The organism is Rufibacter sp. JT3400010 (assembly GCF_054956755.1).
This window is the reverse complement of record NZ_JBUDXA010000013.1, coordinates 65,204-79,047: the sequence shown is the minus strand read 5'-3', so window position 1 is coordinate 79,047 and position 13,844 is coordinate 65,204. Positions and strand designations below refer to the sequence as shown.

Below are 13,844 nucleotides of genomic sequence, written 5' to 3'. Positions count from 1 at the left end.
TCCAGTCTTTCCCGAGCGCGCCTCGCTTTTGGCCCTGGATAGACACTTACTAAGAGAGATAGACAATGCAGGCCGAAAGGGCAGTGCGAGAGGGGAAGACGGGGCCTCGCGGCCGTGAGCGCACGGAGGGAAACCATGCAACAACAAAGCATAAGGGCACCGCATCAACCCACCGCCACGCCAGCGACAGGCAAACCCCATGCACAATTCAAAAGCAATTCAAAGTACATGTTCCATTCTAGATGTCTGTAAGAGCCAATTCCTATAAAAGAGGCCAAATAAGAAAAGAAAACTTACCCCTTCTTCTTGTCCATATCACGCAACAGCCGCACCGTCATGTAGCCTAACCCAACCGCCAACACCGCAATAGCTGCCCAAATCAGAATCTTAGAGCTTTTAGGCTGTTTTTCAGATTTCACCCCAGAAAGAACACTGATACGCTGTACCGGAACAAGCGGAAGATCGGCGGGAATGCTGTCTTGGAAGAACTGTAGATCATAATCTGGCGCGGCCAGTTTCTCATTCCCGAAGCGCAGCGTGTACGTCTGGCTGGGTTCCAGCGCCGCAATTAGGTAGCGGTTGAGTTGCAGCACTTGCACCGAGTCAATGGTCAGTGGCGGGTTGTCGGCGTTCTCAATCTGAATGGTCAGTTCCTCTACCCGTCGGCGTGGTAAGTCCAGTACGGCAGGCGCGTTGGAATGGAGTAGCAGCGGGACAGAAACCTCCTCCATGCGGGCGCGGCGTCTCTTTCTTCGGCGTTCATACCTTTTTCGCTTTCCCATGATTACCTGCCCCGGCCGGAGGTACAGATGCGGTGCCGAGATATGGAAGGTGATTTGCTCTGGATACACCGGTTGCCCAAACCGAAGTCGCAGATACGTGGTGCGGTTTGCGGCGCTGTCTCTGCGGGTGAACGATTGCACTGGGATGCGGGTGTACTTACCGGCCTCGGAATAGGTGTCATAATACCCAGCCTGCAAGATGTTGAGCGGAGCACTCATAGAATCGTTTAACTGGATCCGGAAGTAGCGGTAATTGCTCAGCGGAAAGTCAAGCAGCTTTACCTCGGCGGTGCTTTTGGCGTTCTTGATGGCGTACAGCACGTCCTGTTCCTTCAGCACGTACCAATTCTGCCGGTCATCGCTGCCGCTTAGAGAAACCTGTTTGCGGACCTCGGCATTGCCAATCTGCAGGCTGATGTTGTTTATGCGCCTTTTTTCCGGATTGTGCACCAAAAGCTCTGACACGCCGCCCGGCCGCCGGCTATATCCCAGAATCTCATACGGCCTGAACAACCTGCGGTACTGAACAGGAGCCTCGGCACGAACCAGATACGGCACAATTTCTCCACCTTTGTTGAATAACCGAAGGTCTTCCAGATTCAGTTGCAAGTGCCCCGTCACCTGCGGCGGAAGCAGCATGCGGTAATAGCCGGGTTGCATGACCGGCGCCAGTTGGGCCTGCCATGCAAAGTCCTGTGCTCTGGCAGGTAGCGTAGGCCATAGAAATCCGGCAAGAAAGAACAGCAGTTTACTCTTCATTGGGAACAGGGCTAGCCTCCAGGGGCTTGGTTTCCCCTTCTAAAATAAGGTTTTTGAGCTTTTGGTACATAAACGAAATCACCAGTAACAGCACACCCAAACAGATAAAGGCCGCAATCTTACCGCCCTCAGACATATCCCGCACATCAAACAGGAAGAGCTTGAGCAAGGTCAGGAAAAACAGGGTAAGCGAGATGATGCGCAGCGTCTTGATTTTCTTGGACATTCCCGCCATCATGAGCGCAAATGAAATCACGCCCCACAGAATAGGAAAGCCGATTTTCCGGATGTGGCTCATGGAGGTATACAGCTCGGCAGAGGTGGGGTGCGACTTCAGTAACCACAGATGCACCAATTCAAAGCTGAGCAGAAAGACGCCCGCGGCACTGGCCAACCATAAACTGATTTTCCCCAACCTGCTGGCGAACCCAAACTGCTGCTGCACCTTCCTGAGTACGGCAGCCAGTAAAACGACAAGCGTGAGCAGGGGCAAGTAATGGCTTAGAAACCCGGTCAAGGTTTCAGTTTGGTTGAAAAGGTACCCGTTCCGGATGTAGCTCGCTGAGGGCTGCAAGTTGGTCAGGTACGCCAGCAAGGCCACCAAAGACAGTCCCATGACCACTCGGCCATATACCGAATTTTCTAAATGACCGCTCCACGCCAGTAAACCCAACAGGAACAGGTAATGGAAGAAGCCCAGCAACTGTATCTGTACATCAACGCTCAGGGTAGAATGAGTGAGTTGGTGTTGCAGTTCCAGTAATAGCACCAGGTACAGGAACAGCACTAGCGCCAACCCTACCAAGGTTCGGTACACCCTAAAGAATTTAACAGGCGAAGTAGTGGTCTCCGTCTCTTGCCCCAGCCAAAACCAGGTTCCCGCCAAAGAGGCCACTGCCACCACACCCGTAATAAAGAGTTTGTTCAGCAGCAGCGGCAGCCCTTCGCGGGCGATGGAATAATCCAGCCAGTCCATGGCCAAGCTGCCCAGCATCAACACCAGCACCAACACCGAGGCATGCTTCATCAGCTGAATTCCCGACCGCTGCGAGAGCCACAGCAATAAGACCGCCTCCAGAGCCCAGAATAACGTGATGTAATTGCCTTCCAACTGAATAGGCGCCGATAAACTCAGGAACGTCAGCACCAGACCAATAAGCAGATACACCAAGTTGCGATCAACGCGATTGCTGCGGTACAGCCCGTACGCGAACACGAAGTTGAAAAGGCCCAACAGAATGGTGAACAAGCCTCGGTAACTGCCCCCGGCCACCTGCGACATGATGTACATGCCTACCCCGTAGTAAAGAAATGTGTTGCTCAACAGCAGCATGATCTCAGGACCGGTAAATCGGCGGCGCTCCTTCACGTTGTAAATGAGGTTCATCAAAAAGAACACCAGGTAAAAGAGCGTGGCAAAGACCAGCGCACCCACGTAAGGAGCATTGGGAAAGTCCACCACCCGGGTCCCGAACCAACCACCGTACAGAATGATGGTGAAGAGGTAGGCAATCAGGTTGAGCAGGTTCCACTTCTTAAAGTATGCCAGCACCAGAATGCCCACGTTCAGAAGCAAGATAAAGACGAACAGCACAATGTAATTGCCTTCACCGGTACTCACCATGAACGGACTCCCGAAACCACCCACCAACGCCAGTACTGCTAGTTCCACGCGGTCATAAGCAATGGACAGGAAGATGGTGAAGCCCGTAATGGCCATCATCAAGATAAAGGCGACCGTCTGGCTGAAAATCTGGTATTCATGAAAGGCAATGGCGATAGAGAAGTACAAAACTGCCATGCCCCCGCCAATGAGCACAGAACTGAAGGCCTTATACTCTTTCCGGAGCCGGTGCGCAATGCCCAACAACGCTCCACCAGCGAGCAACCCAATGGTTACCCGGCCTACTTCGTTTATCCAATCCTGGTCAATGGCATACTTTACGAAGAACCCGATACCCAGCACCAGTATACCAATGCCCAGTTTGTTGATAAGGTTTTCGCCAATGAACTTCTCCCAATCCAACTTGCGCGAGAAAATGGAAGGCTTGGTGGATTCTGCCTCTTGCGGAACAGAAGCCTCTTGAGCGGAGGTAAAAGCAGCGGTTGAGATTGGTTCAGGAGCCGGAATTAGGCTAGGTTGCGCAAACGGTGTTTCAACAGGAACTGGTGTAGGTGGCGTGAAAACCGGTGGAGGCGTAGGAACAGGTTGTGCTACAGGTGGAGCTGAAGCTTCGGCGGAGGGCGAAGCAGCTGCATGGGCAGCATCTCGGCGGATGGCTTCCTGGGCGGCATCTACCGGTGGGCGAACCGTGGAGCGGCTGAGCTGTTCCCGCAACCGAGCCAGTTCTTCCCGCATATCCTGCATGTCTCGGTGGTGCTGCACAAAATGCCTCGATACACTGGTTCCAAACCAAAGCGCCAGCCCCACCAACACCATAAGCAGTAATACCTCCATAAAAGCCCTTTATTGTCAAGGCTCTATATTACAATTTTATCTGGTAAAACGTGCGCAGGGAAGTGCTGCGCTTTATTTAAGGCTATTTCCCAGAAATTACCTCAAAAGCGTTCGTCAATCAGCTCTTTGTTGATGGCTGCTCCGGCCATGGTACCACCTGCGACAGCCATTGAAACTGAGCGCATCATGATGGTAGCATCGCCGGCTGCGTAAATACCGGACACCGTCGTGCTCTGAAGGAGGTCCACTTTCAGGTGTCCTGCTGGTGTTAGTTCACACCCTACTTCCTGTGGTAAGGGGCAGTGCTGGGTGAAAGCAGGTCTGGCGTAGATGGCTTTCAGCGGAAGTATGGAGCCATCGGTGAACACCACATGTTGCAAATATCCCTGTTCATGGCTCAGCGAGGCAATTCCCCTCTCGTCAACAGGAATCTGGTGTTTCTGTAAAGCCTGTAACTGCTCTTCTGTAAGCGTATGTTGCCCGTTCGTGAGAACCGTGAGGCGAGGCGACCAGTTAGAAATCAACTTGGCCATTTCAAATGCCATATCGCCGTTGGCCAGAATTCCCAGTTCCTGATGATGTACCTCATAACCATGGCAATACGGGCAATGCAACACTGAGATTCCCCAACACTCCGTGAATCCTTTCAATTCAGACATGTGGTCTTTCACACCCGTCGTGAATAAGAGCTTGCTGCCCTTGAAAGTAGCGCTGGTCTCGGTGGTTACTTTAAAAGCGTTGTTCTGCCCGGTCACCTGCACGGCTTTGCCGGCTTTAAAAGTTACGGTGGGATAAGCCAATACCTGTTCCTTGCCAATCAGCGCGATGGCGGCTGGAGTTTCGCCGTCTCTTGTAAGAAAGTTGTGCGAGTGCGGCGTCTGCCAATTGCTGGGTTTACCGCTGTCTAGGACTAAGACTTGCCTGAGAGACCGGCCCAGCGCCATTGCCGCGGAAAGACCGGCGTAACTTCCGCCGATGATGATGACGTCAAAATCTGTTCTTTCTGCCATTGGATGTCTTTAGTTGTATGGCTTCCACCCGAAGGAAGTACAGAAGTTGTTACTCTTCTGCGGTTGAAAAAGTCTCTTCCGGGAAAGTTGCCATGGGTGAATTGTTTTTGGCAAATGTAGAAAAGTTTTCTATTATTGCAACATTGTTGCGTTAGTTGAGATGAAAAGACGAACCACCCCTGCCCAACAGGCAATTTTAGGCATGCTCCAAACTTCCGACTCGGCCTTGAGTCAGGACATGATTGAGCAAAAGATGAAAGGCGAGGCCGATAGAGTAACCATTTACCGGGTCCTGAACCGTTTCTGCGAAGATGGCTTAGCACACCGCATCGTCTCCGATGACGGGAAGGCTTATTTCGCCCTTTGCCATGGTTGTCAGCTGAACCACCATACGCATGACCATTTTCACTTTAGGTGCCTGAACTGCCAAAAGGTGGAATGTTTGGAGGAGAAAGTCCAGGTGTCGTTGCCCCAGGGATATCGTGCCACAAATGTAAACGCGTGGGTTTCGGGTTATTGCGCAAGCTGTAGTTAAGTAGCGACAACACTTTGCGGTTGCTCTTTTGCATGCTCTACCGAAAAGGGCAACCACAAGGTGTTGCGCCTACATTTGACCGCAGGCTCGCGCCACCGAAAGTAATTTGGGGTTTTAGCATTCTTCCGCTAAAACAAGCTTTAAACGCAGTGCTCTTCAAATTGGCAGAAACAAAAAAGGCCTCATCAGTGAAGATGAGGCCTTCTGGCAGATTTTGAAATCTATTGTCGCTTAGCCGTTGGCTTGAGCGTAACGACGGTTTACTTCGTCCCAGTTGATGAGGTTGAAGAACGCGGCAATGTATTCTGGTCTGCGGTTCTGGTATTTCAGGTAGTACGCGTGCTCCCAAACGTCTAAGCCTAAGATTGGAACGCCGCCGCAAGAATCAACACCTTCCATTAAGGGGTTGTCCTGGTTTAAGGTAGAGCAGATTTGTACGCCACCGCCTTCTACCGCGCAAAGCCAGGCCCAACCAGATCCGAAACGGGTAGTAGCGGCTTTGCTGAACTCTTCTTTGAACGCGTCAAAAGAACCAAATGCTTTGTCAATCGCCTCTGCTACCGGACCAGTTGGGTTTCCGCCACCGTTCGGGCTTAGGATAGTCCAGAACAGGTTGTGGTTGTAGAAACCACCGCCGTTGTTACGGATAGCCGGAGTTTTAGCGGCATCACGCAGGATCTCCTCAATAGACTGATTTTCTTTCTCAGTGCCCTGGATCGCGTTGTTCAGGTTAGTCGTGTACGCCTGGTGGTGCTTGGTATGGTGGATTTCCATAGTCTGACGGTCGATGTGCGGCTCAAGCGCATCGTACGCATACGGAAGTTGCGGAAGTTCAAATGCCATAGTTTTATGTGGTTATAGGTTAGAAATACAATGGTTCTGTTACTAATACGGAACGGGCCAAAGATAAACTAAATTCTTTTCGCTCTAAAGAACTCGGTCATCAATTGCGCGCACTCATGCGCCAGGATACCGGTGACTAGTTCGGTCTTGGGGTGCAGCAGGTTCACACCGGTTCGGCGGTAGCCGCGTTTCTCATCAGCGGTGGCGTACACTACCCGCTTCAACTGGGACCAGTAACTGGCGCCGGCGCACATCACGCAGGGTTCCACGGTCACGTACAGGGTGCAGTCATGCAGGTATTTGTTGCCCAAATGGTTGGCGGCGGCGGTGAAAGCGAGCATCTCGGCGTGGGCCGTTACGTCATTCAGTTTCTCGGTCTGGTTGTAGGCGCGCGCGATGATTTTGTTCTGGCACACCACCACGGCACCAATGGGAATTTCGCCTTCTTCCAGGGCGTATTGCGCTTGCTTGTAGGCCTCGCGCATGAAGTGTTCGTCTGAATGGATGCTTAGCACAGGTCTAATTTGTTTGGAAACGGTAACCTCTTTTTACTGGCTACAGCCTCTTTGGTTGTGTAGAAAGCGTTTGGGGCCTGTTTTCTGCAAAACAGGCCCCAAACAAAAGCAATTATTTCCTACCGTGAAACTACTTCACGCTGGCGGTAGCCATCACGGCGCGGGCAGTTTCCTGCCATTCTTTCTGCAGTTGCACCGGCGCGTTAAAGCTGAATATCACCATCTGATCTTTCTGGAACGTGTACTGAATGTAGGTGTACTTGCGAATCGGAGCCATGTTGCGGGTGCGGCGTTCGTCACGTACGGTAGACACAAACTCATACACCAAAAAATCACGACCGTTGATAGTTTGTTTTTCCTCACGCAGGAACTGTACCTCGGTGAACATCCGCTGGATGGATGCTTTGTAGAAAGGCGACAAGATGTTGATGTCATCTGCCGGGAACGTGCTGGGGCGTTGGTTTACGCTGATGTCTACCTGGCCATCGGGGCTGGTGAACACGCCTAATGGTTTGCGGGCAGCGGGGTATTCGCGGGCAATGCCGTCATCAGGCATCACCTCAAAGTTCTGTGGTATAGACAGCGTTACGTTTTTGGCTACCGTCACTTTCTTCAGTTTGGGGGCAAACGCGAGCAGAAAGGTAAGGGGCAATAGCAACGCAAAAAGATAGTTTCTCTTCATATTCATAAAAACACGCCTGAAATGACGTAACAGGCCAATGCAAATTCTGGGCCGTTAAGTTCCGGCAGGCGGCAAAGGTAGTTTAGAAAGTGATTTTTTCAATCTGGCCCTACAAGGAAAAAGCCCAACTAAAGTAGATGGGCTTTTATCTGGAGAAGAAAACTTACTAAAAACTCTTTGTCAACAGCGGGAGGAGGGGACAACCCGCTGCTTTGGAAAAGTGAATTACACTCTTCATGCACATGAGTCATTAAACATTGAAATTTATTACATGAATCCCAAATATTTTCTCATATTTTTAAATAACAACGTTTTTATAACGCAGATTTTGCAAAATAAACAGAACGGTTGTTCGTTAGAATATGCTAGACGCACAAAGCCAATGAGAGAATGTAATTTAGTTTGAATCTTAGGTTTAAGTGCCTACTTTTGCACCAAATAGCTTTATAATATGGAAACAACTGCCCCTGCACAATATTTACCGGGAGATTATCTCCCAATAGTGATTCAATTTGTGGCGGCATTGGGTTTTGTGGTGTTCTCTATGGTGGTAACTCACCTGATTGGCCCCAAGCGCAAAAGTCAGGTGAAAAATGCTTCCTGGGAGTGTGGTATTGAATCGAAAGGTGACGCCCGTACCCCTATCTCCATCAAGTATTTCCTGATTGCCATCCTGTTTGTACTTTTTGACGTGGAAGTAATCTTCCTGTATCCTTGGGCCGTGAACTTCAGAGCCTTAGGTTTGGATGGCTTCGTCTGGATGCTCATGTTTATGGGACTGCTTTTAACCGGTTTCTACTACGTAATCCGGAAAGGCGTTCTTAAGTGGGAATAGCACCAGAAATCGTCGCGAAGGCGGCAAACTTTTACAAGCGATAAAGTGTTCAGAAAGAGGCCGGTTCTTGGCCTGATTCTCTGAAAACTAAGCGAAAACGACTCATGAGCGATAACAATAGCAATTTAACCATGGTAGACGCCCCAGAAGGGGTAGAAGGAACCGGCTTTTTCGCCACTTCCCTGGAGAAAGTAGTAGGCTTGGCCCGTAAGCACTCTTTGTGGCCGTTGCCGTTTGCTACCTCTTGCTGCGGTATTGAGTACATGGCTACCATGGGCTCGCATTATGATATTTCCCGTTTCGGGTCTGAGCGCCCAAGCTTCTCGCCCCGTCAGGCCGACCTTCTGATGGTAATGGGTACCATTGCCAAGAAAATGGGTCCGGTGGTGAAACAGGTGTATGAGCAGATGGCCGAGCCACGTTGGGTAATAGCCGTAGGCGCCTGCGCTACCAGTGGTGGTATTTTTGACTCATATAGCGTGTTGCAAGGCATTGACCGCATTATACCGGTAGACGTGTATGTGCCGGGTTGCCCGCCACGCCCTGAGCAGATTCTGGATGGCTTAATGCGTATCCAGGATTTAGCTGAGAATGAGTCGCTCCGCCGCCGGAACTCTCCGGAATATCAAGCATTACTGGCTTCTTACAACATTAAATAAGGCATGGCCGAACTAACCAACGAACTGCTGGTACAAACGCTGCAAGAGAAATTTGGCGACCAGTTGTTTGATATCCATGAGCCTTACGGGCTTGTGACCGTAACCACTACCCGGGAAAACATCATCCCAATGCTACAGGCTTTGTATGATGATGCCTTTCTGCAATTTCAGTTCCTGACCACTATGTGCGGTATTCATTACCCAGATAACAAGGGGCAGGAATTAGGCGTGATTTACCACCTGCACAGCCTGGTGCACAACATAAGGCTACGAATCAAAATCTTCTTTTCTGAGGATGATGCCGTGGTGCCTACCGCTACCAACCTGTACCAAACCGCCAACTGGATGGAGCGCGAAACCTTTGACTTTTACGGCATCCGCTTTGAAGGTCACCCTAACCTTATCCGCATTCTCAATGTGGAGGAGATGGAGGCGTTTCCTATGCGGAAAGAGTTTCCGCTGGAAGACCAGACCCGCGAAGACAAGATAAATACCTTCTTCGGAAGATAAACTTCATAAACGCCAACGGCTTTGCTCTAGAGACAGGCCGCCGGCGTTTCTGCTTACTACTAAGTTCCCACATGGAGTTAGCCAAACAGAACACACAACTAGTTACCCCAGATTCCTACATGCAGGAGCTAACCACTCTGAATCTAGGACCTACGCACCCTGCCACGCACGGCATCTTCCAGAACATCCTGCAAATGGATGGCGAGAAGATTGTGTCTGGCGTGCCGACGATTGGGTACATCCACCGCGCCTTCGAGAAAATTGCGGAGCGCCGTAACTTTTACCAGATCACCCCGCTTACCGACCGCATGAACTATTGCTCCTCGCCCATTAACAACATGGGCTGGTGGATGACGGTAGAGAAGTTGTTGGGTGTGACCGTTCCAAAACGTGCCGAGTACATTCGGGTAATCGTGATGGAACTGGCCCGTATCGCTGACCACTTGATTTGTAACTCTATTCTTGGGGTAGATACCGGAGCCTTTACAGGTTTCCTGTACGTTTTTCAGGAAAGAGAGAAAATCTACGAAATCTACGAGGAGATCTGCGGAGCCCGCTTGACGACCAACATGGGTAGAGTAGGCGGTATGGAGCGTGATTTATCTCCCGTAGCTATCCAGAAGATCAGAGACTTCCTGCGTGACTTTCCTAAGGTATTTCGCGAGTTTGAAACCATGTTCAACCGCAACCGGATTTTCATTGACCGGGTGGAGAACGTTGGCCCTATCACCGCTGAACGTGCCTTGAACTACGGCTTTACCGGTCCTAACCTGAGAGCCGCGGGTGTGGATTATGATGTGCGCGTCATGAACCCTTACTCATCTTACCAAGATTTCGATTTCGAGATTCCGGTAGGTACCAAGGGTGATACTTATGACCGCTTCATGGTGCGTAACGAGGAAATCTGGCAGAGCTTACGCATCATCCAGCAGGCCATGGACAACCTTCCTGAAGGTCCGTTCCACGCTGATGCACCAGAGTTCTACCTGCCGCCAAAGCAGGCCGTGTACCGCAACATGGAAGCCTTGATTTATCACTTCAAGATTGTGATGGGCGAGATTGACGCTCCGGCTGGCGAAGTCTACCACTCCGTGGAAGGCGGTAATGGGGAGTTAGGTTTCTATCTAGTGTCTGACGGAGGCCGCACGCCTTACCGTTTGCACTTCAGAAGACCTTGCTTCATCTATTACCAGGCATATCCAGAAATGGTAGTGGGCACGCAGTTGTCAGATGCAATTGTAATCCTGTCCAGCATGAACGTGATTGCCGGTGAGCTAGACGCCTAGCGGCGTAGGTGATAGTTGTTCGTTTTTAGTTATTAGTAATAAAGTAAAACCAAATTCCTTCTCTATTTTGTCATCCTGAAAGGAACTTGTGGGCGAATAGAAAGGCGTTTAAAGGTTGGAGGACTTGAGAGATGGTGACTGTCATCAAGAAAGGAACTCCTAAGGAGGAAATAGAAAAACAGCTTGCAACGGTTTTTACTAAGACTCCTAAGAAGAATATACTGAAGTTTGCCGGAAAGCTGAAAATTTCCATTGAGCCTTTAGAATACCAAAAGCAGATGCGGGGTGAGTGGAGGTAAGTAGAACTGACAACTAAAAACTGTAAACTGATAACTAAAAGTGGAGCTAACAGAACAGGAACTGGAAAAAATTCGGGAGTACTTCAAAGAACAGCCTGTTTTGAATGCCTACCTGTTTGGGTCGTATGCCCGTGGCGAGGCTGATGCTGACAGTGACATTGATTTATTAGTGGACTTAGATTACTCTGTAGAGATTGGATACAAGTTCTTCGGAATGCACCAGGATTTACAGGAGTTATTGAAGCGAAAAGTAGATGTAGTGCCCTCAGACGGAGTGTCGCGCCATTTGCAGCCTTTCATAGAGAAAGAAAAGAAGCTTATTTATGCGAAGTAAGCTGGGTGATGTTCAGCGTCTGCAACACATCGCCGATGCTATTTCTGAAATAGAGGCCTTCACAAAAGGTGTTACCTTTGATGCTTTCTCAAGCAACCGCATGATGGTCTTGGCCTGTGTGAAGTGCTTTGAGATAATTGGAGAGGCAGCAGGCCACCTTTCAGAAGAGACCAAGGCAGCATATACCTCCATTGATTGGCGCAATGTGAAAGCGTTCCGCAATCTGATGGTGCACGAATACTTCAAAGTGAGTGACCGGCTGGTTTGGCAAATCATTGAAAGTAACCTGCCTGAACTTAAACGTGTGGTCGCAAATGCGATAGCCGCATTAAATACAAACCTCGATTAGTGTTCCCTTAGAAGAGCATTAGGAGCAAAAAAGTACATGGAGCAAACAGCAAGTGTAAACAAAATACAGTTTTCGGAAGGGGCCATGGCCGAAATCCGGCGCTACTTATCTCATTATCCGGCTGACCGTCAAAAGTCCGCTATTTTGCCTATCCTGCACATCGCGCAAGCGGAGTTTGGTGGTTGGGTAAGCCCTGAGGCGATGGACAAAGTGGCCGAAATCCTGAACATACAGCCCATTGAAGTGTACGAGGTTGCTACCTTTTACACCATGTTCAACCTGAAGCCGGTAGGCAAGCACGTGTTGGAAGTATGCCGCACGGGTCCTTGCATGCTGCGTGGCTCTGACCAACTGATTGAGCATCTGGAGAACCGTCTAGGCTGCAAAGTAGGGGAGACCTCGGCTGACGGTAACTTCACCCTTAAAACAGTGGAATGTTTGGCATCCTGCGGCACCGGACCGATGCTGCAAGTGCGTGAGCAATTCTATGAAAACCTGGACCCTGCCCGCGCTGACCAGATGCTGGAAGACCTGAAAGCCTTAACCGTAAGGAAACCATGGGAAGAAAATTATTAACTGAACATATCAACGTTGAAGGCATTCACACCTTTGACGTCTATCGCAAGCACGGCGGTTACGCCTCTGTAGAGAAAGCTTTGAAAACCATGTCTCCTGAGGAAGTGGTGGAAGAAGTGAAAGCTTCGGGCTTAAGAGGCCGGGGTGGTGCCGGATTCCCTACGGGAATGAAGTGGAGCTTTTTGGCCAAGCCAGAAGGCAAGCCGCGCTACTTGGTTTGCAACGCCGATGAATCAGAGCCGGGTACTTTCAAAGACCGGTATTTGATGGAGAAACTGCCGCATTTGTTGATTGAAGGGATGATTACCTCAAGCTACGCGCTGGGTGCCCGTACCTCTTATATCTACATCCGGGGTGAGTTATTGTATGTACTGCGCATTCTGGAGAAAGCCATCGCGGAAGCGTATGCCAACGGTTTCCTGGGTGAGAACATCTTAGGAAGCGGTTACTCTTTGGATTTGCACGTGCACCCAGGTGGTGGCGCGTACATCTGCGGGGAGGAAACTGCTTTGCTGGAATCTCTGGAAGGCAAGCGCGGAAACCCACGTAACAAGCCTCCGTTCCCGGCGGTTTGGGGCCTTTACGGCTGCCCAACCGTGGTGAACAACGTGGAGTCTATTGCTACTGTGCCTTGGATAATCACCAACACCGCTGCTGAATACGCGAAATTCGGGATTGGCCGTAGCGCTGGTACCAAACTGATTTCTGCTGGTGGTAACATCAACAAGCCAGGCGTGTACGAGATTGAATTAGGTGTTCCTGTGGAGGAATTCATCTACTCAGACGAGTACTGCGGCGGTATCTGGAAAGGTCGTGACATGAAAGCAGTCATTGCCGGAGGTTCTTCCGTTCCAATTCTGCCTAAGGAGTTAATCCTGAAAACCGCCAACGGTGAAGACCGCTTGATGACCTATGAGTCGCTTTCTGACGGAGGTTTTGCGACGGGTACCATGTTAGGTTCCGGCGGATTTTTCGTGATGGATGACCAGACTTGTATCGTGCGCCATACCTGGACGCTTGCCCGTTTCTATCACCACGAGTCTTGCGGACAGTGTAGCCCATGCCGTGAAGGAACTGGTTGGATGGAGAAAGTATTGCACCGCATTGAGCACGGCCACGGCCACATGCACGACATCGACCTATTAGTGAGCGTTGCCAAGCAGATAGAAGGAAATACCATCTGTCCGTTGGGTGATGCGGCTGCCTGGCCAGTTGCGGCAGCGGTTCGTCACTTCCGCGAGGAATTTGAGTGGCACGTGAAACACCCACAAGCAGCTACGGCTCCGGGCGCGGTGTTCAACAAATCTGAATCTGTATTAGCGTAAATATTTGTTTTGGGCCTGTTTTAAAGAAAGCAGGCCTGAAACACATCATTAGAAGAGCCGCTTCTAAGTTCTTTTTAAAAGAGTTAG

The 13,844-nt window shown here is 50.3% G+C and carries 15 protein-coding genes; 9 read left to right on the top strand and 6 right to left on the bottom strand.

Going from position 1 to position 13,844, the window contains the following annotated elements:
- Positions 1-293: 293 nt before the first annotated feature.
- From ACY0JR_RS13350 to ACY0JR_RS13340, 3 genes are all read right to left on the bottom strand, one after another.
- Entirely contained in the window at positions 294-1,541 is a 1,248-nt protein-coding gene (locus ACY0JR_RS13350; protein WP_462634594.1) for a DUF3999 family protein, read from the bottom strand.
- Positions 1,531-3,999, bottom strand: a complete 2,469-nt coding sequence (locus ACY0JR_RS13345; protein WP_462634593.1) for a DUF2339 domain-containing protein — start codon at positions 3,997-3,999, stop codon at positions 1,531-1,533. Before ACY0JR_RS13345 ends, ACY0JR_RS13350 begins: the two co-directional genes overlap by 11 nt.
- A gap of 101 nt (positions 4,000-4,100) precedes the next feature.
- Positions 4,101-5,009 (bottom strand): NAD(P)/FAD-dependent oxidoreductase, encoded by a 909-nt coding sequence (locus tag ACY0JR_RS13340; RefSeq protein WP_462634592.1) that lies wholly within the window; start codon positions 5,007-5,009, stop codon positions 4,101-4,103.
- Positions 5,010-5,169: 160 nt separating this feature from the next.
- Between ACY0JR_RS13340 and ACY0JR_RS13335 the strand changes: the two genes are divergently transcribed.
- Positions 5,170-5,544, top strand: a complete 375-nt coding sequence (locus ACY0JR_RS13335; RefSeq protein ID WP_462634591.1) for a Fur family transcriptional regulator — start codon at positions 5,170-5,172, stop codon at positions 5,542-5,544.
- A gap of 231 nt (positions 5,545-5,775) precedes the next feature.
- Here ACY0JR_RS13335 and ACY0JR_RS13330 read toward each other — a convergent pair whose 3' ends face one another.
- The 3 genes from ACY0JR_RS13330 to ACY0JR_RS13320 form a co-directional block, all read right to left on the bottom strand.
- Positions 5,776-6,387 carry a superoxide dismutase gene (locus ACY0JR_RS13330; protein WP_462634590.1) on the bottom strand — a complete coding sequence of 204 codons (612 nt, stop codon included), beginning with the start codon at positions 6,385-6,387 and terminating at the stop codon, positions 5,776-5,778.
- A gap of 68 nt (positions 6,388-6,455) precedes the next feature.
- Positions 6,456-6,902, bottom strand: a complete 447-nt coding sequence (locus ACY0JR_RS13325; RefSeq protein ID WP_462634589.1) for a nucleoside deaminase — start codon at positions 6,900-6,902, stop codon at positions 6,456-6,458.
- A gap of 130 nt (positions 6,903-7,032) precedes the next feature.
- Positions 7,033-7,584, bottom strand: a complete 552-nt coding sequence (locus tag ACY0JR_RS13320) for a hypothetical protein (protein ID WP_462634588.1) — start codon at positions 7,582-7,584, stop codon at positions 7,033-7,035.
- A 451-nt stretch (positions 7,585-8,035) separates the two neighbouring features.
- Here ACY0JR_RS13320 and ACY0JR_RS13315 point away from each other — a divergent pair, with 451 nt between their 5' ends.
- The 8 genes from ACY0JR_RS13315 (at position 8,036) to nuoF (ending at position 13,757) form a co-directional block, all read left to right on the top strand.
- On the top strand, positions 8,036-8,419 hold the full coding sequence (locus ACY0JR_RS13315) for an NADH-quinone oxidoreductase subunit A (protein WP_462634587.1): 384 nt from the start codon (positions 8,036-8,038) through the stop codon (positions 8,417-8,419).
- A gap of 104 nt (positions 8,420-8,523) precedes the next feature.
- Positions 8,524-9,078 carry an NADH-quinone oxidoreductase subunit B gene (locus ACY0JR_RS13310; protein ID WP_462634586.1) on the top strand — a complete coding sequence of 185 codons (555 nt, stop codon included), beginning with the start codon at positions 8,524-8,526 and terminating at the stop codon, positions 9,076-9,078.
- Positions 9,079-9,081: 3 nt separating this feature from the next.
- Positions 9,082-9,588, top strand: a complete 507-nt coding sequence (locus ACY0JR_RS13305) for an NADH-quinone oxidoreductase subunit C (protein ID WP_462634585.1) — start codon at positions 9,082-9,084, stop codon at positions 9,586-9,588.
- 71 nt (positions 9,589-9,659) lie between these two features.
- The gene (nuoD, locus tag ACY0JR_RS13300) at positions 9,660-10,874 is read left to right on the top strand and encodes an NADH dehydrogenase (quinone) subunit D (protein WP_462634584.1); all 1,215 of its coding nucleotides are present in this window, start codon (positions 9,660-9,662) and stop codon (positions 10,872-10,874) included.
- A 339-nt stretch (positions 10,875-11,213) separates the two neighbouring features.
- Positions 11,214-11,507: a type VII toxin-antitoxin system MntA family adenylyltransferase antitoxin gene (gene mntA, locus ACY0JR_RS13295; protein ID WP_462634583.1), complete on the top strand. Its 294-nt coding sequence runs from the start codon at positions 11,214-11,216 to the stop codon at positions 11,505-11,507.
- Positions 11,497-11,856 (top strand): HepT-like ribonuclease domain-containing protein, encoded by a 360-nt coding sequence (locus ACY0JR_RS13290; RefSeq protein ID WP_462634582.1) that lies wholly within the window; start codon positions 11,497-11,499, stop codon positions 11,854-11,856. The genes mntA and ACY0JR_RS13290 overlap by 11 nt, the downstream gene beginning before the upstream one ends.
- Positions 11,857-11,892: 36 nt before the next feature.
- Positions 11,893-12,432: an NADH-quinone oxidoreductase subunit NuoE family protein gene (locus ACY0JR_RS13285; protein WP_462634581.1), complete on the top strand. Its 540-nt coding sequence runs from the start codon at positions 11,893-11,895 to the stop codon at positions 12,430-12,432.
- Positions 12,414-13,757: an NADH-quinone oxidoreductase subunit NuoF gene (nuoF, locus tag ACY0JR_RS13280; RefSeq protein WP_462634580.1), complete on the top strand. Its 1,344-nt coding sequence runs from the start codon at positions 12,414-12,416 to the stop codon at positions 13,755-13,757. The genes ACY0JR_RS13285 and nuoF overlap by 19 nt, the downstream gene beginning before the upstream one ends.
- Positions 13,758-13,844 lie beyond the last annotated feature (87 nt).